Annotated in this window: 23 protein-coding genes and 1 pseudogene; 6 read left to right on the forward strand and 18 right to left on the reverse strand. The window is 47.4% G+C overall.

Going from position 1 to position 23909, the window contains the following annotated elements:
* Position 1: 1 nt before the first annotated feature.
* Entirely contained in the window at positions 2-880 is an 879-nt protein-coding gene (locus tag GM612_RS05715) for an aldo/keto reductase (protein ID WP_155431421.1), read from the reverse strand.
* Between the two features lie 110 nt (positions 881-990).
* Here GM612_RS05715 and GM612_RS05720 point away from each other — a divergent pair, with 110 nt between their 5' ends.
* Entirely contained in the window at positions 991-1848 is an 858-nt protein-coding gene (locus tag GM612_RS05720; protein ID WP_155431422.1) for a LysR family transcriptional regulator, read from the forward strand.
* A 13-nt stretch (positions 1849-1861) separates the two neighbouring features.
* On the opposite strand, the gene GM612_RS05725 is transcribed toward GM612_RS05720, so the two are convergent.
* A complete protein-coding gene (locus tag GM612_RS05725) occupies positions 1862-2335 on the reverse strand; it encodes a MerR family transcriptional regulator (protein WP_155431423.1) in 474 nt (157 codons plus the stop codon).
* Between the two features lie 123 nt (positions 2336-2458).
* Here GM612_RS05725 and GM612_RS05730 point away from each other — a divergent pair, with 123 nt between their 5' ends.
* The gene (locus GM612_RS05730; protein WP_155431424.1) at positions 2459-3304 is read left to right on the forward strand and encodes an oxidoreductase; all 846 of its coding nucleotides are present in this window, start codon (positions 2459-2461) and stop codon (positions 3302-3304) included.
* Between the two features lie 130 nt (positions 3305-3434).
* On the opposite strand, the gene GM612_RS05735 is transcribed toward GM612_RS05730, so the two are convergent.
* The 16 genes and pseudogenes from GM612_RS05735 to GM612_RS05805 form a co-directional block, all read right to left on the reverse strand.
* On the reverse strand, positions 3435-4061 hold the full coding sequence (locus GM612_RS05735; protein WP_155431425.1) for a response regulator transcription factor: 627 nt from the start codon (positions 4059-4061) through the stop codon (positions 3435-3437).
* On the reverse strand, positions 4054-5319 hold the full coding sequence (locus GM612_RS05740; RefSeq protein WP_173021229.1) for a sensor histidine kinase: 1266 nt from the start codon (positions 5317-5319) through the stop codon (positions 4054-4056). Before GM612_RS05740 ends, GM612_RS05735 begins: the two co-directional genes overlap by 8 nt.
* A gap of 184 nt (positions 5320-5503) precedes the next feature.
* Positions 5504-7549, reverse strand: coding sequence for an ABC transporter ATP-binding protein/permease (locus GM612_RS05745; protein WP_155431427.1), 2046 nt, complete (start codon positions 7547-7549; stop codon positions 5504-5506).
* Positions 7550-7826: 277 nt separating this feature from the next.
* Positions 7827-8741 (reverse strand): hypothetical protein, encoded by a 915-nt coding sequence (locus GM612_RS05750; RefSeq protein WP_155431428.1) that lies wholly within the window; start codon positions 8739-8741, stop codon positions 7827-7829.
* 14 nt (positions 8742-8755) lie between these two features.
* Entirely contained in the window at positions 8756-9736 is a 981-nt protein-coding gene (locus tag GM612_RS05755; RefSeq protein WP_155431429.1) for a hypothetical protein, read from the reverse strand.
* A 14-nt stretch (positions 9737-9750) separates the two neighbouring features.
* Positions 9751-10017 (reverse strand): hypothetical protein, encoded by a 267-nt coding sequence (locus tag GM612_RS05760; protein WP_155431430.1) that lies wholly within the window; start codon positions 10015-10017, stop codon positions 9751-9753.
* Between the two features lie 183 nt (positions 10018-10200).
* Complete coding sequence (locus GM612_RS05765; protein WP_155431431.1) at positions 10201-10854, reverse strand: LuxR C-terminal-related transcriptional regulator; 654 nt, start codon at positions 10852-10854, stop codon at positions 10201-10203.
* A gap of 12 nt (positions 10855-10866) precedes the next feature.
* The gene (locus GM612_RS05770) at positions 10867-11895 is read right to left on the reverse strand and encodes a sensor histidine kinase (RefSeq protein WP_155431432.1); all 1029 of its coding nucleotides are present in this window, start codon (positions 11893-11895) and stop codon (positions 10867-10869) included.
* 24 nt (positions 11896-11919) lie between these two features.
* Positions 11920-12354, reverse strand: coding sequence for a GAF domain-containing protein (locus GM612_RS05775; protein ID WP_155431433.1), 435 nt, complete (start codon positions 12352-12354; stop codon positions 11920-11922).
* Between the two features lie 93 nt (positions 12355-12447).
* A complete protein-coding gene (locus GM612_RS05780) occupies positions 12448-12705 on the reverse strand; it encodes a hypothetical protein (protein ID WP_155431434.1) in 258 nt (85 codons plus the stop codon).
* Positions 12689-13264: a molybdenum cofactor guanylyltransferase gene (locus GM612_RS05785; protein ID WP_155431435.1), complete on the reverse strand. Its 576-nt coding sequence runs from the start codon at positions 13262-13264 to the stop codon at positions 12689-12691. Before GM612_RS05785 ends, GM612_RS05780 begins: the two co-directional genes overlap by 17 nt.
* A gap of 15 nt (positions 13265-13279) precedes the next feature.
* Positions 13280-13762, reverse strand: a complete 483-nt coding sequence (gene moaC, locus GM612_RS12430) for a cyclic pyranopterin monophosphate synthase MoaC (protein ID WP_343031825.1) — start codon at positions 13760-13762, stop codon at positions 13280-13282.
* A 150-nt stretch (positions 13763-13912) separates the two neighbouring features.
* A pseudogene (gene mobB, locus GM612_RS12435) lies at positions 13913-14245 on the reverse strand (molybdopterin-guanine dinucleotide biosynthesis protein B); the annotation flags it as partial.
* The gene (locus GM612_RS05795; protein ID WP_155431437.1) at positions 14224-15444 is read right to left on the reverse strand and encodes a molybdopterin molybdotransferase MoeA; all 1221 of its coding nucleotides are present in this window, start codon (positions 15442-15444) and stop codon (positions 14224-14226) included. The pseudogene mobB and the gene GM612_RS05795, both read right to left, overlap by 22 nt.
* 18 nt (positions 15445-15462) lie before the next feature.
* The gene (locus GM612_RS05800; RefSeq protein WP_155431438.1) at positions 15463-15930 is read right to left on the reverse strand and encodes a MogA/MoaB family molybdenum cofactor biosynthesis protein; all 468 of its coding nucleotides are present in this window, start codon (positions 15928-15930) and stop codon (positions 15463-15465) included.
* Entirely contained in the window at positions 15927-16964 is a 1038-nt protein-coding gene (locus GM612_RS05805) for a HesA/MoeB/ThiF family protein (RefSeq protein ID WP_155431439.1), read from the reverse strand. Before GM612_RS05805 ends, GM612_RS05800 begins: the two co-directional genes overlap by 4 nt.
* Positions 16965-17413: 449 nt before the next feature.
* Here GM612_RS05805 and GM612_RS05810 point away from each other — a divergent pair, with 449 nt between their 5' ends.
* The 4 genes from GM612_RS05810 to narI are packed head-to-tail and all read left to right on the forward strand — an operon-like array spanning position 17414 to position 23891.
* Positions 17414-21088 (forward strand): nitrate reductase subunit alpha, encoded by a 3675-nt coding sequence (locus tag GM612_RS05810; protein ID WP_343031822.1) that lies wholly within the window; start codon positions 17414-17416, stop codon positions 21086-21088.
* Positions 21078-22637, forward strand: a complete 1560-nt coding sequence (narH, locus tag GM612_RS05815) for a nitrate reductase subunit beta (RefSeq protein WP_155431441.1) — start codon at positions 21078-21080, stop codon at positions 22635-22637. Before GM612_RS05810 ends, narH begins: the two co-directional genes overlap by 11 nt.
* Positions 22630-23202 (forward strand): nitrate reductase molybdenum cofactor assembly chaperone, encoded by a 573-nt coding sequence (gene narJ / locus GM612_RS05820; RefSeq protein WP_343031823.1) that lies wholly within the window; start codon positions 22630-22632, stop codon positions 23200-23202. Before narH ends, narJ begins: the two co-directional genes overlap by 8 nt.
* A complete protein-coding gene (narI, locus tag GM612_RS05825; RefSeq protein WP_155431442.1) occupies positions 23199-23891 on the forward strand; it encodes a respiratory nitrate reductase subunit gamma in 693 nt (230 codons plus the stop codon). Before narJ ends, narI begins: the two co-directional genes overlap by 4 nt.
* Positions 23892-23909: the final 18 nt, after the last annotated feature.

The raw sequence follows: 23909 nt of genomic DNA on the forward strand, positions 1-23909 counted from the left end.
CTTATTTTTCCTCCTTTTGTGCAGCTTTCAAACTGCTGCCAAAAATTTGTTCGATCGTGACGGGATCTCGGTGGTCAAAGAACTGACTCTCACCGCGGTCTAGTTTGCTGATCGTTGCCATCTCATCTTCATTGAGTGTAAAGCCGAAGACGTCAAAATTTTCTTCGATGCGATCTTGATGAACCGACTTTGGAATCACCGTAATATTACGCTGCAGCAACCACCGTAAAATAACCTGACCAGTCGTTTTATGGTGGGCTTGTGCGATCTGCATCAGTGAAGGGTCTTTGAAAATGTCGTGCGCACCCTCTGCAAATGGTGCCCAAGCTTCTACCTGAACCTCTTCAGATTGGTTGAAGCGAACTTCTTGTGGACGTTGATACCAGGGGTTAACTTCGATCTGATTAACGACTGGTTTAACCGGCATACTTAACTCCAGGTTTTTCAGTTGATCGTCGTAGAAGTTTGAGACGCCGATTGCACGAATCTTGCCCGCCTTGTTGGCTTCTTGCAGTGCACGCCAGGCACCCATCACATCGCCATATGGCTGGTGAAGCAGGTAAAGGTCCATGTAATCGAGACCTAAGCGCTGTAGCGAGGCGTCGATGCCCTGCTTGGCACCCAGGTAAGAAAACTCTGAGACCCATAGCTTAGAGGTCAAAAAGATCTGATCTCGAGGAACGCCACTGTTTCGAATGGCCTTGCCAACTGCTTCTTCATTTTGGTAGGCAGTTGCTGTATCAATCAACCGATAACCCGTTGAAAGGGCCGCTTCGACTGATTTTTGCGCTTCGTTGAGATCCGTTATTTGGAAAACCCCAAAGCCTAATGTTGGCATCTCGATGCCGTTATTTAATTTTATTTCTGGTGTTTTTACCATTTATAAAGCCTCCTTACGCTTCTGGGTTATTGTATGGCAGACTTTAGGATTTGAAAATTACCGTTTAGTCATGCTAGTATACAGATAACGTATACTAAGGAGGCGATGGCATGATTCCAGTTTATTTATTGCAGGAACTGGTGACCTTTGCGGATAAAAGAACTTTAGCTGCCACGGCAGATACATTGCACGTGACCCAGCCTTCAATTACCCGGGGGATGCAAAAACTGGAGACCTTGCTTGATGTTCAACTGTTCGAACGGCAACCCAATAAAATTTGGTTAACGAAAACGGGCGAGTACGCCGCGCAGCAAGCTAAACAACTGTTAGATTTGCAGGCTGATTTGCAAGTTAAAGTTAAGAACTTTGATCACCAACAGCGCCAGTTAATGATCGGGATGACAATTCCGGGACCGCGAAAGTTGCTGCAAAGCTATTCTTCGTGGCTGAATGCCGAAATTGATTCCCAATTGCTGGACAATAAAAACGTGGTCTCGACATTGAAAGACCACGTTGATAGTGTTGTATTTACCAATTTTAAAGTGCTTGACCCAGCAGTGACTGCCGTCTTCATTGGTCATGAAAACTTGTCTGTTAACATTGACCAATTTACGTTTCAAGCGAATCAAAAGACCATCACGTTTCAGGAATTAAGGGGTCGCACGTTCATTGTTTACAGTGATATTGGGCCGTGGCGCGATTTGATTCAACGTGAGATTCCGGATGCTAAATTTATGTATCAAAGCAGTGATGCTTTGAGCGAACTGATCGCCCATTCGCACTACCCATACTTCACAACGAATCTGCCAACCCGGATCAACGGCCTCAAAGAGGCGCCCAGAAACCGCGTTCGGATTCCAATTTCTGATTCCCAAGCCAGCATGTCGATCTATGCCAATTATTTGAAAACGACCCAGTTACCGGCTAATTTGATTGCCACACTAAAACGAGACTGGCCGCAAAACTGACTGCTCAATTGCTCTAGAGGTCGATCAAGTCGTGAATGTCCTTGGCTTGCTGGCGAGCTTCTTCATATTCCGCGTGAGTTTTGGGATCGACCATCCGCGTGTTTGGTAAGAAGTGAATCTCTTCAGTGCCCGCCTGAACGGAAGTCTTGTAGTACCATTTTTTGAAACGCAGGAAGTCCAGCTGGTCTTGTAAGTCTGCAATCTTATCGTTGAGCATTGCTTCTTCCTTATCAAGGTAATCGTAGCGTTCACGTAAAGTTCCATCACCTGCCATGCACAAGCGAATGAAGTGGGCAATATCTTTAACGGGCACGCCACTTTTTTTCAAACATTCAATGACTTCAATAAAGTTCAGGTCTTCTTGCTTGAATTGCCGACGACCCGCTTCGTCACGTTCGACGAAGGGCAGCAAACCTTTCCGATCGTAAAATCGAATGGCTGAGGTACTGATGTCCATTTTCTTAGCGATGTCTCCAATAGAATACATGTTTTTGCTCCTTTTTTAATAAAAGTTGTTGACTTAAACACGAGTTTAAGTCTTAATATGAATCTCGTCAACAAGGACAAGGAAAAGTTGTTTTTAAAGATTGAATTAAAAGGAGATCATTTCATGGCAAATAAAACGTGGTTTGTTACAGGTACTTCAACGGGTTTCGGCCGTTCATTAGCCACCTACCTCGCTCAACAAGACGGTGTGAACTTAGTAGCAACTGCTCGTCACACGGCACAATTAAGTTACTTAGATGAATTCGACAAGGGTCAAATTCTTAAGCAGACTTTGGACGTCACGGATCGCGATGAAATCAAGACCGCCGTTCAAGCCACTTTAGATAAGTTTGGGACCCTTGATGTTTTGGTCAATAACGCTGGTTTAGGCTACTTTGGTACGTTTGAAGAGAGTGATCGTGACCAAGTTAAATACATGTTTGACGTGAACGTTTGGGGCTTAGTTGATATGACGCGCGCTGTTTTGCCGACCATGCGTCATCAAAATGCCGGCGCCATTGTTAACTTCTCTTCAATCGGTGGCTTGTTTTCATTCCCAACTTTGTCGTTCTATCACGGTACCAAGTATGCCGTTGAAGGAATGACGGAATCGCTGGCTAAGGAAGTGGCCAATAAGAACATCAAGTTGATGTTGATCGAACCAAGCGGTTTTAGAACTGACTGGGCTGGCCGTTCATCAAGCAAGGCGATTCCCAAAATCGACGACTATCAGCAATTTGCTGAATTTATCGAGGGCAATGCCAAGGGTGCCCATCATGAAGCAGGTGATCCTGACAAGGCGGCTCAAATAATTTATGACCAAGTCACTCACCACTTTGCAGACCTCCCACTACGTTTGCCTCTGGGTAAGTTCGCTAGCGAACAGGCCATTGAGAAGTATGAAACGACATTAGCTGATTTTAAGAAGTTGCACGACCTGTCAGCTTCAGCTGATCAACCGGAGAAATAGGTTTGAGGTAGATCATAGCTTGTCCAATAAATGAGCCTTACTTTAAGCCATAACCAACAAAGAGTGTGCCAAAACTCAGATTAAGACCGTCTGGCGATCTAAATGAATTTTGGTACACCCTTTTTGATTGTTAATTCAAATCAATTAAGTTTAACTGTAACGCCTTCGCTACTGCTTCAGCACGTGAGAACACGCCTAATTTATTATAAATACTAGTTAAGTGAGCCTTCACGGTTCGTTCGCTAACCCCAATTGCCGTTGCAATTTCCTTGCTATGGTAGCCTTCTGCGACCTTGGTCAAGATGTCGTGTTCACGGGGTGAAAGTGCGATTTCAGGTGCGGCGCCGGCTGGAGCAAACGCCTTACCCGCGATTCTTGGTTCAAGGTAGGTTTCACCCTTCATGGCGCCGCGGATGACGTTTAAAATGGTGTCTTTATCAGCATCCTTTAATAAGAAGCCTTTGGCCCCCAATTGCATAGCTTGTTGAATCGGTTCTTGATCCTCAAACGTTGTCAGGACTACGATGGGCAGCTTCGGTGTTTCCTGTTTTAATTGGCGGATCAGTGCGATGCCGTCTAATTTAGGCATTCGTATATCGGTTAAAACTAAGTCGGGTTTTAAGGCTCGAACCTGTTTGAGTCCAGCTTGTCCATCGGCTGCTGTTCCAATCACATGGATATCTGGGACGGTTTCAAAAATCAGTTCCAGTCCAGCGCGTAAGACTTCGTGGTCATCCACAATGAGGACGTTAATCATGGTTATCCAGCTCCTTTCTAGTGGTTGGAATCGTCAGCGTAACGGTGGTTCCTTCTCCGGGTGAACTGACAATGGTGACAACGCCCCCAAGTCGTGCCGCCCGTTCGTGCAAACCCTTCAACCCGTAATGGCCGATTTTCGGTTTGGTATGTTGGTCGAACCCCGCACCAAAATCAATGATCTTCAACTTGAAAACATTATCGTGGAGCTGACTTGCAATCAAAGCTTGCTGTGTATTTGCGTGCTTGGCCACGTTGGTTAGTGCTTCCGTGACGATCCGAGTGATCTCAGTGAGCTGACTGGCTGAATACTCGGGAATGTCACCCAGCTTAAGTGCAGTCTTGAGCTGGTAGTTTTTACGGATCGCTTCGGTAACCAGTTGCAGACGCGCGGGAAGACTTTCTTCAGTAGTGCTGCGTAGGTCGGTGAGGGTGATCCGTGACTGTTGGAGGGTAGCCCGGGCGGTGTTAACACTTGTGTCAATGATCTTTTTAGCGCGCTGGGGTTGATGTTGCTCCAGGAAACTGCTGGCGGCTTCCAGCTGCATGATCACACCGGCAAGGCCTTGAGTCAAGGTATCGTGCAATTCTCTAGCGACCCGTTGCCGTTCGGAGCGGATGGCTGATTCTTCAACTTGTTTATAGGCCAGTTGCAGTTCTGCATAAAGGCTTTCGAGGCGTTGTGACTCGTTGATCTGTTGCTGATAAAACCGCCAGTAGTAGAACACCACGGCCATCACGAAAATAAATAATGGGATGACAATGACTGCCAGTTGCCAACCGAAAATAACGAAGTAGATGACCCACAGTAAAATGTAAATGGTAGTGATCCAAGAAAGGATGACTTGCGGGTGGCGAAAAGCAATGATCGATTCAATGGTCAAGATGGGGTAGGTGCCAACCATCAAGATTGGTGCGCTGACGGGGGCGATTCCAATGGCAATCACCACGCAAACAATTGGCACACAGATCAATTCCCACGGGCGTTGCTGATAGAGCCAAGGACCGATCCAAACGGCAAGGATGACCCCGCACAGACTGATCACGACTAAGGCCATGAGAAAGTGGGCGGTATAGCTCCCGTTTTGATGGCTGACAAGTTGCGCTTGATGGACAAGGCTAAACCGGGCACTAGTGGTAAATGCACTAGTGGAGAGCACGTACATTGAAACGAAGCCAATCATAATCAGCCAGACAATTAACGGGCCGCGGGCTTTGCGTAGGGTATCGATTCGTTGGGTTTCATTTTGGTTTGACATCATTGGACTTCCTTTAGTCATTCTCTTAACTGCATTTTACACTATCAAAGGCCACTTCGACGATTTCGAGGCGGCCTTTTTGAATCAACTTGGCTAGTTGGTGACTGCTAGAGAATTCAGACAGGCTCCAAAGCGCTAGCGACTGGGAGAGATCATTGCTTTCGCCTAAAAATCGTTGTTAAGCTCACTCAGCGGCAAGGGCGTCGATGGGGTTCAAACGCGCAGCTCTTCTAGCGGGCAGCATAGCCGCCAATAAGGAGATAATCAAAGCAATGACGAAGACCGTGACCACGTTTCCCAAAGTGATTTGAACGAACGCAAAGTTAGTAATGCTGGCCAGCAAATGGTTGGTAAGGGCACCACCACCTAGGGCGACGACGGTTGCCAGAGTGGCACTTAGCACCCCGATAATCAGCGATTCACTGATAAATAACCGCCGCACGTCTCGTTTGCTTTCACCCAGCGCTCTTAAAATGCCAATCTCCTTAGTTCGGGCACTGACTGACATATACATCGTCACAATGATCATTAACGCTGAAACTACTAGTGAGATAGCGGCAATGGCAGCCAAAATATCAGTGGCTAAACTGACGTAGGTCTGAACCGTTCCAATCACTGAATCGACGGATGTCGCTGTAAATTGCCGCTGGCCGTGACTTTTAAGGTGATTGATCTGCTTTGTGGTCGCCTTCACGTTTCCAATTTTATCAATGTTAACCGCAATACTTGCCACCTTAGTATCCACATGAGCGGCCTTCATCGCGTTGGTCAGGGTCTGGGTACTGACGTAATCATCAGTCCTGAGACTGGACATACTGCTGGAATTAGACGTAATGCCAGCAATCTTTGCTTTCACCTTAACCGTAACAATTTTATTCTTTTGGTTTAAGGTTTGATAATTCAGGGTCATCGTTTTACCGATCAGTGATTTGTAGTTCTGGTTGAACTTCTTGGCCACAGCATCCCTGTCGATCAAAACTTCGCCGGCTTTTGGTTGGTGGCCGTCCTTGATCGTGTTGCGGGTCGCACTGGCGTTCCAGTTTTGCAACGACGAGATGCTAGCTGTTTTGCCCTTATAGTGCGCAGTGACACCGTTAGCAATATAGACTTTATCAGCCTTGGTCACGTGTTTAAGCGACTTGATACGACTTATATCTTGATCGGAAATTGTCGGCTGTTTGGTAGTGGCTGCAGTGGCAGCCGTACCTGCCGAGGTAGCGGAGCTTCCAGCCTGGGAGGTTGAAGTACTCTGAGTGGCCTGAGAAGTTTGGCTGCCACCACTGCCAGCAGCCGCTGTTTTTTGATAACGGTTCACGGCGATGACTTGTGGATTCACCATTTCGTTGACTTGGTAATTGATGTAACCTTTGATACCGTTGCCTAATCCTGAGAAGAGCATCACTGCAAACAGGCCAATGGCAGTCCCAATGACGATCAGCGAATTACGCCAAAAACTGTATTTAAAATGCTTATACGCCGTTCGATAGGCAACACTGGCGGGCAGTAATTTTGAGGCTAGTCGTGGGGTATTACCAACTGGATAGGCGTCCCGTAGCTTAGTGTCATGATTGATTTTCCCGTCTTCCAAGTGGACAATGCGGGTTCCCGAATTTGCGACCGCCTGCGAGTGGGTCACGGTAATCACGAGCCGGCCCTCCTGTGCAATACTGTCCAGAATGGCCAAAACGTCCTTCGTGTTTTGGGCGTCCAATGCACCAGTTGGTTCATCTGCAATAATGATTTTTGGATCACTGGCCAGTGCCCGGGCGATGGCCACCCGCTGTTTTTGACCGCCCGACAGCTGATTGGGATACTTCTTGGCCTGATCCAGCAGTCCGACGCGCTTTAATAAGGAGGTGGCCCGCTCTTCTCTTTGACTTCGGTTCAACGTGGTCATGTCCAAGGGAATCAGGACGTTGTCAAGGACCGTCAAGTGGTTGACAAGGTTATAGGCCTGATAGATGTAACCAATCGTGTCTCGTCGGTAAAAATCCATGGCCTTTTCGTTTTTGTGATCCAGCCGGTGGCCATCAACCGTCACGCTGCCTTGAAACTGCCGGTCTAACCCGCCGATGATGTTCATCAGGGTTGACTTACCGCCACCTGATTCACCGAGGATCGAAACAAATTCGCCCAGATCAAAGTTCAAATCAATGCCCTTTAAAACTGGAAATTCTTCCTTACCTAAATAATATGACTTATGAATGTCCCTTAGTTCTAAATAACTCAAAAAGATTGCCTCCCAAATTCAATTAAGTATCACTAGCATACCGTTGAATTTAGGAGGCAACATCGTTCGAAGGGACAGTTTCTTTTTGCCCGTTTGGGCAGCGTTCGGGGATTCTAATTACGTATGGTGCGAAGGTTGAGATATTCAAAAAGCGCCGCGCAAAGGGTCATGCAACGGCGTTAAGAGATTCTTTGATCAGGTGGAAAAGCAGTGTTGGACCCGCTTGGTATTAAATTGCATTTTGCAGACCTCACAATGTGCTTAACATGACCCGAATTCAGATCGAGTAGCTATCAGCATCATTTTTTAACAGCGCCAACGTGGCCAACAGACGAGTTTGTACCTGATCAGCCGGAAGGGATTCGGCATCAATCTTGGTTTGACTGATCAACTCTAAAGCTAAATCAAGGGCACCTTTTTCACCGTCTTGAAGGCTTAACTTGCGTGCCGTTTCGAATTGGTCAGAACTCGGTTTTTCGCGGGCGGCAAAGAAGCCATCGAACCATTCGCTATCGGTTTCAAACGCAAAAATGGTGGGCAATGGGTAGTTACCGCTCAAAATGCGATTTCGAAAGATAATGGAATCCTCACTCAGATTAACATCGGTTAAAATATTTTCGATGACGCCGAGGGTTTCACCAATGGTGCTGATCAGCTCAATCACCGATGAATCGGAAATTTGTTGCGATAAAGCAGCCAGTCGACACGTTAAGGCGGTTAATAGGCCAGACCGCCGTTTTTGATCCTTCAAGTAATCAGCTACCCGTTCGCGACGGTTAAAATTCAGTTGTAATCGATCTGTCATAGCTAGCCAAAGCTCAGCAGCCTGTCGCAAAATGCCCTTATCAGCGGTGACTTTATTAGCTTGAATGCGACGGATAAATTCACCGTATAAAAATTGCCCGCTATAAGCTTGAGCCTTACTGAACGCCATGTCACTGGGGGAGGGCGGTTTTGGCATAAAACTAGCTGGTGTCAATTCACCAGCCAGTGCTAATAACTCTACTTGATTGTTTAATTGGGAAGCTGGATCACCAAAGATGGTCCATAAAAGTTGGCGAAAGGCTCGTTTCTGAGTCGGATCAACAGTTTTGATCGAGTCTTGGACGCTAGTGGGAAACTGATTGATTATTGTCTGATAGTCTTCTTCCAGCGCCACATCAATCGTATAATGTTCCAGTTCAAAGCTCATTAGAAACACTCCAATTAGTTCGTAAATTTATCCAGTTCAGTGGAGAACTGTTCAGCAACCGGAATGAAAATATCCGTGAAGTAGTGATTGATATCGACTTTTCTCTGCGGCTCATCAAGCAGCTTTTGCGCTCGTTGGTAGGCATCGTTTCTCATATTGATGATCATCAGCTTTTTTTGGTGTCTCAGGTGTTTGATGGCCTTATCAGCTGTGGGTAGTGCCCGCGCTTTTTCCACGAAATAGTACATAATTTCATAGAAGGTGTTATCGAGTACCCAAAATAAAGTGTTCCGCAAGACCCGGTCGTTCATAACCTGAGCGAACATGTCTGACCCAAGGATCTCGTGCTGCGTGAACGACGCTGCTGACATGACGACAGCTTGGACCTCATGCATATCCGCCATGAAGTAACTAAAGTGTTCCAATTCGCTATCTTTTAGGGTGTAGCCAAGATTTTGCTGGCGCTCATCGGGCGTCATGGTTGAAAAATTATTGTAGTATTCTTTCTGGACGTCTTGAGCATCAATCAGCAGGTCTTTTTCAATACCCTCTAAGATCGATTGATTTTCATCCAAATACGTTTTGACGACGGCCCAAATTTTTGGAAACTGGGTATTAAAATCGTCAAATAAGGCGTTAGTTGTGCCCACGACCTGCTTTTTAAGGGTGGCTTTTTCGTCGTGCGGAGCAAATTGAACGACTAGTGGAATGCTGTCGTCGTCCCCGTTCAGACCGGTTTGCTTGCGATGTTCATTTTCATAGGCTTTGAGTTCTTCGAGGCTCAACAGACCCAATGGCATCACGTTGATCTCGCCGTTAGTGGTCATGATCTGCAGTGAGAAGGGGGTGTCAGCGTGCTGGTTCATTGTGAGGGATTTTAACGTCTCCAGTAATTTACCCCGCGTCCCCAGTTCGTCTTCGGGATCGGCGTAGAGCCCTGAAGTGTAGATCGCAATATTATCGTATTTATTAGCTAACTTTTGTTTGATATCCATAGCGTGTTCCCCCCTTAAGCTTGTGAGGCATCGATGAGTGCCTGTAATTTGGTTTGACCACTTTTGGTCAGTGTTGCATGGCTCAAATCAACGCTAGCTAGTGAGTGACTATATTGCTCGTCGATTTTAGCACCCTCAAGATAACCAGCGTCGTTTGCCTTTTTAACACTGGTAAAAAGCATCGAGTTAGGATTCAACTGGCGCCCCTCACGAAATCGGTGTTGGCTGACGTCATTGAGGATCCCCATAATTTCTTCATCCAAACTAACATTGTGTGCCATGATGATACCCCTCTCCAGTTCATAAGTATTTTAAATTAAGTGTAAACGGGACTGCACTATGAAACCATAGGGAAAACGCCTAAAAGTCACGTTGTTTATTTCTGAATTTGAGACGACGTAAAAAACTGTCATGAACCAGCGAACTAGTTCTGTGACAGCATTGGTATTGAAGTTAAATTCAGTTTATAAATCGATCAAGTTATTATGAATCGCGTAACGAATGAGTTCGGCGCGATTCTTTAACTTTAATTTCTGCATGATATTAGCCTTGTGAGCTTCCACCGTCTTGGTGGAAATGAACAGATCGGCAGCAATCTCCTTATTGGAATAGCCTAAAGTCACCAGCGGGAGGACTTCTCGCTCACGCTTGGAGAGACTAGCGTAACCCTTTAGATCAACTTCGGTACCATCGGTATTGATCTTGGCAAGGTCATCAGTGGTGAGCTTGATGTTTTGGTCAACGTAGGCTTCACCGTTCATCAGCTTTCGTAACGCCCGCAAAAGTTCGTCATCTGAAGAACTTTTGAGTACGTAAGACATAGCACCGTTATGTAAGGCGCGGTTGATGAAGTCCTGTTCTTCGTGCATGGATAAAATGAGAATTCGGACCTTAGGAAAATTATCATGAATGCGTTTGGTGGTGATCAAGCCACTTTCACCAGGCGGCATACTAAGATCCATAATTAAAATGTCAATGTCGCCTTGTTCAACGCGAAGATAGGTATCAGTCCCGTTTGCTTCCTCATCCACAACCTTAAACTCCGGCTGTTTATTGACTAAAGTGGCTAACCCAAACCGAACGACCGCGTGATCATCCGCAATTAAAACGTTATACATACCAAGATCCCCCTAAGCACCTACTACCGGAAATTTAGCTGTCACCGTGGTCCCATTACCAGGTGACGATTTGATACCAAACGAGCCGTTCAACGATTTGACCCGTTCGTTCATGTTCATCAGGCCTAATGAACGCCCGTTAAATTTGCGATGAGCAGGGACGTCAAAACCAACGCCATCGTCGATGATCTCAAGGTTAATAAAGTGGTCATGAGAGACCAATAAAATGGTGATCTCATTAGCTTCCGCGTGTTTTAGAGCGTTGTGGATCGACTCTTGGGCAATGCGATAGAGCACGCTTTGGACGTTACTGCTTAGACGGTCAGTATCGGCCTTACCAATGACGGTGACAGTGACACCAGAATTTTCCTGACTACGCTGTGCCAGAACCTTCAAGGCCGATAAAAGGCCAAAGTTATCCAGTACTGAGGGCCGAATATCAAGCGCCATGCCCTTTACTTCGGTCAAGGTATCATTTAATTCCCGTTCAATAATTTGGCTCAATTCGTCAATTTCGTCCGCTGAAAGTGATTCCTCTCGTAGCCGCCGGACGCCCATAATGGCGGAATAAACGCCCTGCGCAATACTGTCGTGCAGGTCAGAGGAAATTTTTTTGCGCTCTTCTTCATGGGCTCGGTTGACGTACTGATTAAGCTGTCGCTGCTGGGCCAACTGATCCATGCGTTCAATAATATCGCGACTTTTCAACGTTAATGAAAAGACGTGGTTGTCGGTATCGATCACGTGGTAAATCAAAAAGTACGACAGTGGGTGAGGTTGATCTTCAGCTAGCGTGATGGGAATTGAAATATCCTTCATGAGACTACGAATCTCACACTTAAAACAGTCATCGGTGGGGGCCAACTTTTGCTTTACCGAAGCATCGGCAACTTGGGCGAGGTAGTTTGGGTCTAGATCTAACTCCTGCTGTAAGTTCTTGGCCAGTTGGTTACTGACAAGTAGGTGGTCTTCTTGAAAGATGAAGACCGCGTCAGTGACTTCATCAAAATAACGTTCGATCCAATTTAGTGTTTCTAGCAAAAAAGTCGACCTCCCAACGCCGCACTAATCAGTGGTGAGGTATCGGGAAAGTCGACTGATAGTCTCCGCTGAGACTTGCTGATCAGATCGATAACCAGCCAACAGCACGCCGTCAGCTAGTTTGACTTTGGAGGTATAAATGGGAATGGCGGCGGCACTTTGGAGTGACTCCGTTTTTGCAATGGGTGTGTACATTTTGCTTTCGTACATCACATCGTGCAGACCGTTTTTCCAAAAAGGCTTACCCGTTTTAACAACTAAGCCGGCAATACCAATACCACTGCGCAGTACGATTTTTCTAAATTGTTCGTTTTGATTACCAGCTACAAAGTACCATTTGATGGTTGATTGTCCAGAAGCTGGAAGTGCCAAGCCGACAAAATCGAAGTCTTCAGCATGGTAGATCCGGTTGACCAATCGTTGGTAATCGTGCTGTGAATCAAGTTCTTCCAGACTCAATTTGATTCCCCCCTATAATAACATTTTTAAGGTGCAATGAAAGCGTTTTGCGCATAAAATTCATATTTTTAACATACTTTTGGAATTAAAAAATTACTCAGAATATTCCTGATTAATATCAAGTTTGAAATTTGGGTCAACAAATTGGCGATAGTGATCATAATCGTGGCGGATCGACTGGATCTGCAGATCGAGCTTATCTAAACGGTCATCCTTTTCTAGCGACCGCATCTCTTGATTAACTTCTGAGACTGTATTTTCCGCCATTGTCCTTCGAATGGATAAGTCTGTTAAAGCAATTTGTAGGAGTTTTTGAAAATCAGGATCAGTCATGTCACTTTTGTTTTTCATGTTCATTTACCTCCGGCGTATTGTAATTAATGAAGAGGGCTGCGTTTGAAAACGACACGGGATCGCAGTTTTTGACCTCAGTAATGAAATAACTGAGACGGTAATCGTCCAGCAATAAAAAGTCCTTAATGGTCTGCTGGTCAACCGTAAAGTGGGCGAGCGTGTAGTGGTCCGCATCAGGCGTAGCCGCGTAGCAGTTACCATGGTTGGCAATGGTGGCGAGGACTTCGGTTGAGATCAATGGGTAGTCGACTGCTAAGGTGAGGTAGTCGTTAGGCTTTTCGAACAGACAGGTGGCCGCGTAAATGGCACTTAAAGGACCGCATTGTTCAAACGGTGGCTGATCGGAAATGACGTTTACGCCGCTTGAAGCTGAAAATTGACGTGTGAGCTCGGCGAAGTTTTGCTGATTAGCACTGACCAGCACAGTGTCACAGATCGTGATCAATTTGTCGACAGCCAGTTGTGCGTTATTGACCTGTTGATTTGGAAAGCGATACAGCGCTTTGTCCGTTCCAAATCGACTGGATGTCCCTCCTGCTAAAACGATACCAATCATGGTATTTGCCTCCGTTCAGTTATTTGAGTAAACAAAGTGACCACTTTTACCGCCGTCTTTTTCGACTAAATGCACGTTGCTGATCAGCATGCCGCGGTCGATAGCTTTGCACATATCGTAAATAGTTAATAGGGTGGTCTGGACTGCCAGTAAGGCTTCAATCTCAACTCCTGTGACGTGCTTAGTCTTAACTTGCGCAGTTACGGTGATAGTATCAGTGTCATTATCTTCAAAATGAATATCCACTCCGGTAAGTGGAATGAGGTGGCACATCGGAATTAAACTGCTGGTTTGTTTCGCAGCCATAATGCCAGCAACTTGAGCCACAGCTAAAACGTCACCCTTCTTGATCTGCCCCTCGTGAATGCGCTGGAGAGTGGCTGATTGCATCGTAATTTGACCAGTTGCCAGTGCCACCCGGTGGGTTACCGCTTTATCCGTGACATCAACCATTTTAGCCCGGTTTTGATCATTAAAATGAGTTAGGTTATCACTCACATTATCAGCTCCCTTTAAAAGATAGTTTTCAACCCAATTAACGATTGCTGAAACACCTGTGACAGTCGCATCAGGGTGCGGATTTAAGCTGGCAAACAGGATCGTATTTGGAAATGCCTGAAAATTGCTAGCATGATCCTGTGGTCGCAACATCACAATTTTCGGGTATGGATCCGGCTTGAAGCCTTCGATCAGCAAGATGTCTTGTTGGTCAGGCAGCCAGTCCGCAATATCTGCGGCTGCCACTGGCCCGTTACTTGTTCGATGGTAAAAGAGGCCCTGCTCCGATTGCAGCACCACACTCTGAGCACCGGCCTTTGCAAACCGGTCTGAATCAGTGTGGGACACATCCATGGCCGCATGGTGGGCGTCATGCTTGATGGCATCCACCCGAAAGCGGCCGCTTAAAGCTTTGATCAGTGCCTCCATAACGGCGGTCTTGCCACTTTTCTTATAACCAATTACTTGAAGGGTAGCAGCCATGTTGTCACCTCAGCATTCAGGGCAATCGGGGCGGTGCTGTGCGGGATCTTAACGAGGCAAGTGGTCGTCTGCAGATTACCGAGGGCCCCTGACTGGTCAGAACCGTTTGGATAGACTTTCATGCCGTTAAGATCCATTGTGAAGGTGCTTCTGAGTACCCGGTCGAACCCGTTAGTTTTATGGTAAGGAGCCGCCAATGTCGCGGTGGTCTTCATGACCCGGCTATTTTGGTGAACGAACCTTCTTAAGATTGGCTCAACGTAGAGGTAAAAGCCGGTGAAGCACGCACCGGGATTACCAGAAAGCGCCATGACCAGAGTTGAATCCTGGACAAATGCAGTGGTCACACTGCCAGGACGCATCTTCAGTTTGTTAAACAGCAGGTTGTCAGCATTTCGAGCTGCATCAGCCACAAAATCGAAATCGCCCACGGAAACTGCTCCATCAGTAATGACGATATCGTTATTGGCAATGGCGGTTTGAAGAGACTGCTTAAGTAGCGCGGTATCATCGATCAACTGTTCGTAGGATGTGATCACACCGCCGTTTTCAGTCACCAGTGATTTGATCATTGGACCGTTACTGTTATAGATTTTTCCGGCTTGAAGCGGTTCATCGGGCTTCATCAGTTCGGTGCCGGTGGTAATGATTGCGACGCGTGGGCGAGCATAAACAGTAACTTCTTGAATGCCAAAGGCGGATAGGATCGCTAAGCCACCAGGATTCAGTTCACTGTCGGCCGCAATTAGTTGGTCGCCCTCAGCAAATTCCGTTCCGATTTCGGTAATGTTACTGTGCTTTTCGGTCACCACCATTTTGACTTCGTCTGGATGACCGTCGACTTCACGGGTTTGCTCCAGCATAATCACTTTGCCGGCATTTTCGGGTACGAAAGCACCGGTCATGATGCGCGTCGTTTCGTTTTCACCTAAGGGACCATCAAACGTGGCACCAGCGGGGATGTTGCCGACCACTTTGAACACTTTCGGGTAGTCGTGGTCGTCTTCTGCGCGGATCGCGTAACCGTCATAACCGGAACGTCGGAAATGCGGGTAGGCATATGGGGCGGTGACTGCCTGAGCCAATACGCGGTGGTTCGCCTCACTTACGGAAATGGTTTCCGTTTTAGTTGGTAATTGAATGGTGGCCAATTTGTCCATCGCTTCATCGATTGAAATTGGGTAACGTCTTGTTAACATTGTTTGCTCTCCTTTTCGTCATTTACGACGTTCAAATAATAGGTGTTGATATTCCGGAATAATGAGGTTTGACATGGCCGTCCGGCAGGCACCAGTTGATCCCGGTAAGCAGTAGCACAACTGATGATAGTAGTTGAATCCTGCGATGGCACGGGAAGCGAGAGCGTGAGTACCAATTTCTTGATACGAAAGTTCCCGGAAAGTTTCACCAAAGCCAGTGACCTTGGTTGTCAATAACGGTTCAATAGCTGGAATCGTCACATCTCTGCGGGCGATACCGGTGCCGCCATTTGTGACGATGAGATCCGGCTCCGCCAGCTCAAATTGCAAGAACTGAGCCTGGATTTCCACAACATCGTCCTTGACGACTTGCCGGTCGAGGACGGAGACGTCGTTTTTTCGAAATTCATCCACTAGGTATTGGCCTGATTTGTCATCACTTAAATTACGAGTATCGCTAATTGTCAAAATCATAACGGATGTCATTTTTGGAGCTCCTCCTGTTCCTCAGCGATTGGTAACGCCTGTTTTAAATCATTAAAAATTTTCGTGGCGGCTGCTAAAGTCGGCATACCATAAAGTAGCAGTTTACCGTTGTCAAAATAGCTGATGGCATAAGTTTGCCACCTAAAGGTCAAAAACCGCTTAAACTGATGACTTTGAACGTTGCGGTCAGTTAACCAATTGCTGAAAGTTTGAAGTGTCAACGGTGCTGAGAACTTGACGCTATAGGTCTGGGTGCCGCAGAGCACCTGTAGCTGTTCAGCTTGGGGCGCTTCTGTGAGCGGCCAATCGTGTCGCGAGCAGATCGGACACTGGTGGTCTTTATTAACTTTGTAGGACTGCTGCATCATTTGCCAATTATCAATGGTGATCAACTGGTCAAAGTTAACGCCCGTTTTATCAACTAGATAGTGCAGTGCCAGTGAGACCTGTAGGCCAGAGACGAGCGGAACTAGTGCAGTGTTGACACCAATCAGGTCGCAATCGGTTTGCATCAGCGAGTCTAGGTTAGGGTAGAGACAACTTAGACACGGGTGCTTTGCGGGTGACATTGCCATGACGCTGCCAAAGTTGCCGGCACAACTGGCAAAAATAAAGTCGAAACCTTGGTTGATAGCAGCTTTATTGAGTAGGTCTCTGGTTTTGAAATTATCGAGGCAATCACAGACTAAGTCGAAGTGTAGGGTTGTTAGATGCAGTTTAGTGAGCGCTTCTGGATAGATGTCGATTTGAACGTTGTGGTTGATTGCTAACAGGTGGTCGCGAGCAGCAGTGACCTTGAATTTCTGGTCTTTGACATCCTGTTCGGTGAACAGGGCTTGGCGTTGCAGGTTAGTGGTCGAGACAATGTCTGGATCAACTAGGATCAGGTGAGCAACTCCGGCGCGAACTAATTGGCTAGCGGTGTAGCTGCCGAGGGCACCGACGCCGGCAATTAGGATTGTTGAGGCGCAAATGCGGCGTTGACCAGCAACACCGATGGTACGAACGCGTTCTTGGCGGTCGTAACGGTTCATGGCAAACACCTCCAATCAGATTAGAAATTTTGTAGAAATATAGGTATTTCCCTAGTCGAAGTATAACAAGTAGCATGCTAATCTTGATATTAGGGAAATGACTAATTAGGCCAAGGTGCAAGGCAAGGTGCGGAGCAAGGCGGTTAAGGACTGGAGCATAAGCTGACTCTGGCAGAAACCCCCGAACTTGGGATTTATGGCAGAGTTGGCTTATGTGCAAGTCCTTGCCTTGAGGAGCCTGATTCAACTAAGGTGCGGAGCAAGTCCTTGCCTTGAGGAGCCCGATTCAGCAATGTCGCTGAACCAGTTCTAACTCCGCCTCCCACCAAAGCCTAAGTAACAAGGAAACCAAAGCGCACATTCTAAGCTCTGATGGCCCCAGTCAGATGCAACCCGTTTTCCGAAAAGTCATTCACCTTGATCTCGAACAAAGAGGAGGTAGCAGAAAAGTGAAAAAATCCCGCTTTTTTAACCGCGTTGAGAAGTTTAACGGGACTTTTACCCAGTTGGAGGAACACAATCGCCGCTGGGAAAAGCTCTATCGTCAACGCTGGGCGCATGATAAAGTTGTTCGGACAACTCATGGTGTGAACTGTACGGGGTCTTGCAGCTGGAATGTGTATGTCAAACAGGGTGTGATCACTTGGGAACACCAAGCGACTGATTATCCAGAGTGTGGCATCAACATGCCCGGTTACGAACCTCGGGGTTGTCCACGGGGGGCTAGTTTTTCGTGGTATGAATACAGCCCGGTTCGTATTAAGTATCCCTACGTTAGAGGTAAGTTGTGGCGTTTATGGGTGGCAGCTAAACAGCAATTTGATAATCCAATTGATGCTTGGGGAAGCATTGTTGAGGATCCGCAGAAGGCTAAGACCTATAAGAGTGCCCGGGGTCATGGCGGCATGGTTCGGGTTCATCGACCAGAGGCTCTGGAACTGATTTCTGCTCAGTTACTGTACACGATCAAGAAGTACGGTCCAGACCGGATTGCCGGCTTTACACCGATTCCTGCAATGTCGATGATGAGTTACGCTTCTGGCGCTCGATTCATCTCGTTGCTGGGTGGTGAGATGCTAAGCTTCTATGATTGGTATGCTGATTTACCGCCGGCATCACCTCAGGTCTGGGGCGAGCAGACTGACGTGCCTGAATCTGCTGATTGGTATAACAGTCAGTACATTATGATGTGGGGCTCAAACGTGCCCCTAACTCGGACGCCTGATGCCCACTTTATGACTGAGGCGCGGTACCACGGCGCAAAGATCGTTGCCGTATCGCCTGACTACGCTGAAAACGTGAAGTTTGCCGATAACTGGCTGGCCCCGAATCCCGGTTCGGATGCCGCTCTAGCCCAGGGTATGACACACGTGATTTTAAATGAGTACTATCAAAAGAAAGACGTTCCAGAATTTCGCAATTATGTTAAACAGTATACGGATCTGCCATTCTTGATCACGTTGCAGCCGAGTGCAGCAAATGAAACCGATTACACTTCCAATCGTTTCGTCCGGATCTCGGATTTAACCGCTGATTCAGTTGAAAATGGTGACTGGAAGCCCGTTGTCTATGATCAATTGCAAGGCAAAATCGTGGTTCCAAACGGGACCATGGGTCAGCGTTGGGAAGCCGGCCAACAGTGGAACTTGGAGCTTAAAGATGCGGATGGTAATCAGATCGATCCGCAGCTGTCAGTCGATGCCGAACGTCAGGTCGTTGTCGACTTCCCAGTGTTTGATCAACAGGGGAACAGCGTTTTAAAACGGCACGTGCCAGTTAAGACAGTTACTTTTAAGGATGGCAGTCAACAGTTAGTCACCACGGTCTTTGATCTGATGATGGCTCAGTACGGGATCAAGCGTGATCCTAACGATGACCTGGCAGCTAAGGGCTACGATGATGCTGACAGCTGCTTCACCCCTGCTTGGCAGGAAAAAGTGACTGGCGTTAAACAGAGTCTGGTCATCCAAATTGCCCGTGAATTTGCGCAAAATGCACTGGACACAGGCGGCAAAACCATGGTTATCATGGGTGCCGGGATCAACCACTGGTTCAATAGTGATATGACGTATCGAGCCATTATCAATAACTTGATGCTGTGTGGCTGCGAAGGCGTTTCCGGCGGTGGCTGGGCACACTATGTTGGTCAAGAAAAATTACGGCCGCAAGAAGGCTGGTCAACGATTGCCTTTGCTAACGACTGGCAAAAGGGTGGCGCCCGGCAGCAAAACGGGACTTCCTTCTTCTACTTTGCTTCTGATCAGTGGAAGTATGATGAACTGGACAACGAAGCGTTGAAGTCACCCGTCACTAAGTCGAAGCACAGCTACGCCCACACTGCTGATTACAATGAACTGGCGATCCGCTTGGGTTGGCTGCCGTCTTATCCGCAGTTTGACCGGAGCAACCTGTCGTTTAGCAAGCAGTATGGCACGACTGACATTGCTGAGATCTCCAAGCAAGTGATTAAGGAATTGAAAGCCGGCACACTGCATTTTGCCGCTGAAGACCCTGACGCGAAGCAGAATTCACCAAAGAGTCTCTTCATCTGGCGCTCAAACCTCTTTACCTCATCGGGGAAGGGTCAAGAATACTTCATGAAGCACCTGTTAGGAACCGAAAACGGGTTGTTGGCCAAGACTAACGAGCGCAATAAGCCGGAGGAAATGGTCTGGAACGATGACACGATCACCGGGAAGTTAGATTTGACCATCGACATGGACTTCCGAATGGTAGCAACGCCAATGTACTCGGATGTGATCTTGCCAGCTGCAACCTGGTACGAAAAAGAAGACCTGTCCTCGACGGATATGCACCCGTTCATTCACCCGTTCAACGCGGCCATTAGCCCAATGTGGGAATCCAAGAGTGACTGGCAACAGTTCAAAGTGCTGGCGCAGACCTTCTCTAATATGGCTAAGAAGTACTACGCTGAGCCACAGTATGATCTGAAGACGCAGCCAATGGGGCACGATTCCAAGGGTGAAATTACGCAGCCATTCGGTGAGATCAAGGACTGGAAGAAGGGCGAAATCGAGTGTATCCCGGGGCAGACGATGCCTGCTTTGTCTCTGATCAAGCGCGATTATACGGCGGTGTATGACAAATACATTTCGTTGGGTCCTAACGCCCGCGGAAAAGTTGGCGGTGAAGGCTTCTCCTTTGATGTCTCACCAGAATACGATGAACTCAAGGAGATGTTGGGCACCTTTGATAAGGGCGTCAACGCTGGCTGTCCACGACTGGACCAGGATAAGTTCGTCTGCGATGCCATTTTGCACCTTTCGAGTACCTCTAACGGTCACGTCGCGGTTAAAGCCTGGAAAAATGCCGAAGAAGTCACTGGGATGTCGCTGAGTGATATTCCTGCCGGGCGCGCGTCTGATGTGATGACCTTTAAGAGCATCACCGTTCAACCTGCAGAGGCCATTCCAACGCCGATTTTTACGTCATCGAAGAACGATGGCGATCGGTATTCACCATTTACCGTCAACATCGAACGGCTGGTGCCATTTAGAACTTTAACTGGTCGCCAGCACTTCTTCTTGGATCACGAGATTTTCCAGGAATACGGTGAGTCACTGGCCACCTATAAACCGACCCTGCCACCGCAAGTCATGGGTCCGGCAGATACCAAAGTGACGCCAGCAGAAGACGGTCAGGAACTGACCTTACGATACATGACGCCTCATGGAAAGTGGAATATTCACACGATGTACTACGATAATTTGGAGATGTTGACACTCTTCCGTGGCGGTCCAAACGTCTGGTTAAGTCCGGTTGATGCTGACAAGATCGGCATCAAGGATAACGACTGGCTAGAAATTTACAACCGTAACGGGGTGGTCACTTGCCGGGCCGTTGTTTCCCACCGGATGCCAGAAGGGTCAATGTATATGTATCACGCCCAGGATATGGAGATTCAAGAACCATTATCCACGATTACTGGTAACCGTGGTGGTTCGCACAACGCGCCAACTCAGATTCACATCAAGCCGACGCAAATGGTTGGTGGCTACGCGCAATTGAGTTACGGCTTCAACTACTACGGCCCAATTGGGAATCAACGTGACCTGTACGTGAACGTGCGCAAGCTAAAGAAGGTGAACTGGAATGAAGATTAAAGCCCAAATTGGAATGGTGCTGAATCTTGATAAATGCATTGGGTGTCATACCTGTTCAGTAACCTGCAAGAACACTTGGACCAATCGTCCGGGTGCCGAGTATATGTGGTTTAACAACGTAGAAACCAAACCAGGTGTGGGTTATCCAAAGCGCTGGGAAGACGAAGGCCACTATAAAGGCGGCTGGGAACTTAACAGCAAGGGTAAGCTGCAGCTGCGCGCTGGTAACAAAATCAATAAAGTTAGTTTAGGCAAGATTTTCTGGAACCCAGACATGCCTGAACTGGATGACTACTACGAACCGTGGACCTATGATTATCAAACGTTATTTGGCGCCGAAAGAAAGCATCAGCCTGTCGCCAGAGCTAAGTCACAGATCACGGGTCAAACGATGGATCTGCAGACCGGTCCTAACTGGGATGATGATCTGGCGGGTTCACCAAAGTATTTTAAACAGGACCCGAACATGGATAAGATCGAAACGGATATTAAGGCGAACTTTGAAAATGCCTTCATGATGTATCTGCCCCGTCTTTGTGAACACTGTTTGAACGCGCCGTGTGTGGCTTCTTGCCCGTCTGGTGCAATGTACAAACGAGACGAGGATGGCATCGTTTTGGTGGATCAGGAACGCTGCCGTGGCTGGCGATTTTGCATGACCGGCTGCCCTTACAAGAAAGTCTATTTCAATTGGAAGACGAATAAGGCTGAAAAATGCACGTTCTGTTATCCCCGCATCGAAGAGGGGGAGCCAACGGTTTGTGCTGAGACCTGTGTTGGCCGAATTCGCTACATTGGTGCGATGTTATACGATGCTGATAGAGTTGAAGAGGCCGCTGAAACGCCGGATGAAGATAAGCTCTACGAAGCTCAGTTGGGACTCTTCTTGGATCCGAACGACCCAGATATCGTGCAACAGGCTTTGGCCGATGGCATTTCAGAAGAAATGATCGAAGCAGCGCAAAAGTCGCCGATTTACCGGATGGCGGTTGAGGAAAAAATCGCCTTCCCATTGCATCCTGAATACCGGACGATGCCAATGGTTTGGTACATTCCTCCGCTGTCACCGATCATGAACTACTTCGAAGGACGCGATTCGATCAAGAACCCAGAGATGATTTTCCCAGGAATCGATGAAATGCGGGTGCCAGTGGATTACCTAGCTAGCCTGCTGACGGGCGGAAACGTGGAAGTCATCAAAGCAGCCCTTTATAAGCTGGCCATGATGCGGCTTTACATGCGCGCTAAAACAAGTGGGAAAGACTTTGACGCTTCGAAGTTAACTCGCGTTGGCCTCACCGAAAATAGCGCCACATCGCTGTATCGTCTGCTGGCAATTGCCAAGTACGAAGACCGGTTCGTGATTCCACGCAGTCACAAGGAACAGTTCGAAGACCTGCAAAGTGAACAGGGTACCGTTGGTTATGATGAGTGTGAAGGCTGTGCTTTAGCACCGCAACATGGCAGCATGTTTAAGAAGGCTGAAGCTGGTGAATCAACGAATCAGATTTATGCAGAAAGTTTCTATGGGGGGATCTGGCGTGATTAATTTTACTCAATTACACGCGTTTTCCGGAGCCTTTGTGGATCTTTCCCGGTTCATTGATTATCCTGATGAAGAGACCTTCAGTGATGAAGCCTATCAGGAACTCGTTCAACATTTTCCGGAAACTGCGCAAAAACCAAAGTTGTTAGCTGCCGTTGATGCTTTACGGTCAGAAGACCTGCTGCATCAGCAGGCCCACTATTCGAACCTGTTTGAAATGAACAAGCGTTATACCTTGTACATGTCGTACTATAAAATGACTGATTCACGCGAACGGGGTACGATCTTAGCCAAGTTAAAGATGCTCTACGAAATGTTTGGCGTCACCATCGACGGCAATGAACTCGCGGACTATTTACCAATGTTGCTGGAGTTCTTAGCCTTTGGTAGTTTTGATGGTGACTATCGGAAACAAGACCTTAAGCTCGCCTTTCAAGTTATGGAAGATGGCACCTATACGTTGTTGCAAAACGCTGCTGCAGACATTGATGATCCCTATTTCCAGATTATTCAAGTGATCCGTCAAACGCTGCGAGACTGCGTAGAAGTGGAGGTGAAGACCCAATGAGTCACTTTGGTTCAATTTTTCTGTGGGTGATTTATCCCTACGCAATGCTACTTTCATTTGTTTTTGGCACGATCATTCGGTTTACGTTCTTTCACGCAGGCATCACGGCTGTTTCAAGTGAAATGCTGGAGAAGCGAAAGCTAATGGTTGGTAGCCTGGTATTCCACGTGGGTATTATTCTGGCCTTCTTTGGTCACATTTTAGGAATCCTGATTCCAAAATCCTGGACGGCCTTCTTTGGTATCTCAGACGAGATGTATCACCTGGTCGGTTCGTTGATGATGGGTTCCGGTGCCGGATTATTGGCACTGGCCGGTATTATAATCCTGACTTATCGGCGGTTTACCAATGCCCGCGTCTTCATTACCAGTTCGTGGACTGACTTAGTTGTAGACGTCGCACTTTTGATCACGATTGCTTTGGGATTAGCCTCAACGCTTTCAAGCCCGTTCATGCCAAACTTTGACTACCGTTCAACGCTGTCGGTCTGGGCGCGTTCACTGTTTTATCTACAGCCGAAATGGCAGCTGATGGCGGGAGTGCCGCTGATCTATAAGATTCACGTGATTTGTGGCTTTGCCATTTTTGGGTTCTTCCCGTACACCAGATTAGTACACGCTTTGACGTTGCCGTGGCAGTACATCTTCAGACGCTACATCGTTTATCGTCGTCGGCCACGCCGAAGTTGATCGGTTAAGCAGTTCAAT

This window comes from Secundilactobacillus folii, from assembly GCF_009720675.1.
GTDB classification, from domain to species: domain Bacteria; phylum Bacillota; class Bacilli; order Lactobacillales; family Lactobacillaceae; genus Secundilactobacillus; species Secundilactobacillus folii.

Bases quoted from the DNA above. Each gene is read 5' to 3' on its own strand.
- GM612_RS05805 (WP_155431439.1), bottom strand. From the start codon at position 16,964: ATGAACCGTTACGACCGCCAAGAACGCGTTCGTACCATCGGTGTTGCT.
- GM612_RS05760 (WP_155431430.1), bottom strand. From the start codon at position 10,017: ATGGCACACAATGTTAGTTTGGATGAAGAAATTATGGGGATCCTCAAT.
- GM612_RS05725 (WP_155431423.1), bottom strand. From the start codon at position 2,335: ATGTATTCTATTGGAGACATCGCTAAGAAAATGGACATCAGTACCTCA.
- GM612_RS05735 (WP_155431425.1), bottom strand. From the start codon at position 4,061: ATGATTAACGTCCTCATTGTGGATGACCACGAAGTCTTACGCGCTGGA.
- GM612_RS05730 (WP_155431424.1), top strand. From the start codon at position 2,459: ATGGCAAATAAAACGTGGTTTGTTACAGGTACTTCAACGGGTTTCGGC.
- narH (WP_155431441.1), top strand. From the start codon at position 21,078: ATGAAGATTAAAGCCCAAATTGGAATGGTGCTGAATCTTGATAAATGC.
- GM612_RS05785 (WP_155431435.1), bottom strand. From the start codon at position 13,264: ATGATTGGTATCGTTTTAGCAGGAGGGACATCCAGTCGATTTGGAACG.
- GM612_RS05715 (WP_155431421.1), bottom strand. From the start codon at position 880: ATGGTAAAAACACCAGAAATAAAATTAAATAACGGCATCGAGATGCCA.
- GM612_RS05780 (WP_155431434.1), bottom strand. From the start codon at position 12,705: ATGAAAAACAAAAGTGACATGACTGATCCTGATTTTCAAAAACTCCTA.
- GM612_RS05720 (WP_155431422.1), top strand. From the start codon at position 991: ATGATTCCAGTTTATTTATTGCAGGAACTGGTGACCTTTGCGGATAAA.
- narI (WP_155431442.1), top strand. From the start codon at position 23,199: ATGAGTCACTTTGGTTCAATTTTTCTGTGGGTGATTTATCCCTACGCA.
- GM612_RS05800 (WP_155431438.1), bottom strand. From the start codon at position 15,930: ATGACATCCGTTATGATTTTGACAATTAGCGATACTCGTAATTTAAGT.
- GM612_RS05750 (WP_155431428.1), bottom strand. From the start codon at position 8,741: ATGAGCTTTGAACTGGAACATTATACGATTGATGTGGCGCTGGAAGAA.
- GM612_RS05795 (WP_155431437.1), bottom strand. From the start codon at position 15,444: ATGTTAACAAGACGTTACCCAATTTCAATCGATGAAGCGATGGACAAA.
- GM612_RS05755 (WP_155431429.1), bottom strand. From the start codon at position 9,736: ATGGATATCAAACAAAAGTTAGCTAATAAATACGATAATATTGCGATC.
- GM612_RS05765 (WP_155431431.1), bottom strand. From the start codon at position 10,854: ATGTATAACGTTTTAATTGCGGATGATCACGCGGTCGTTCGGTTTGGG.
- GM612_RS05740 (WP_173021229.1), bottom strand. From the start codon at position 5,319: ATGTCAAACCAAAATGAAACCCAACGAATCGATACCCTACGCAAAGCC.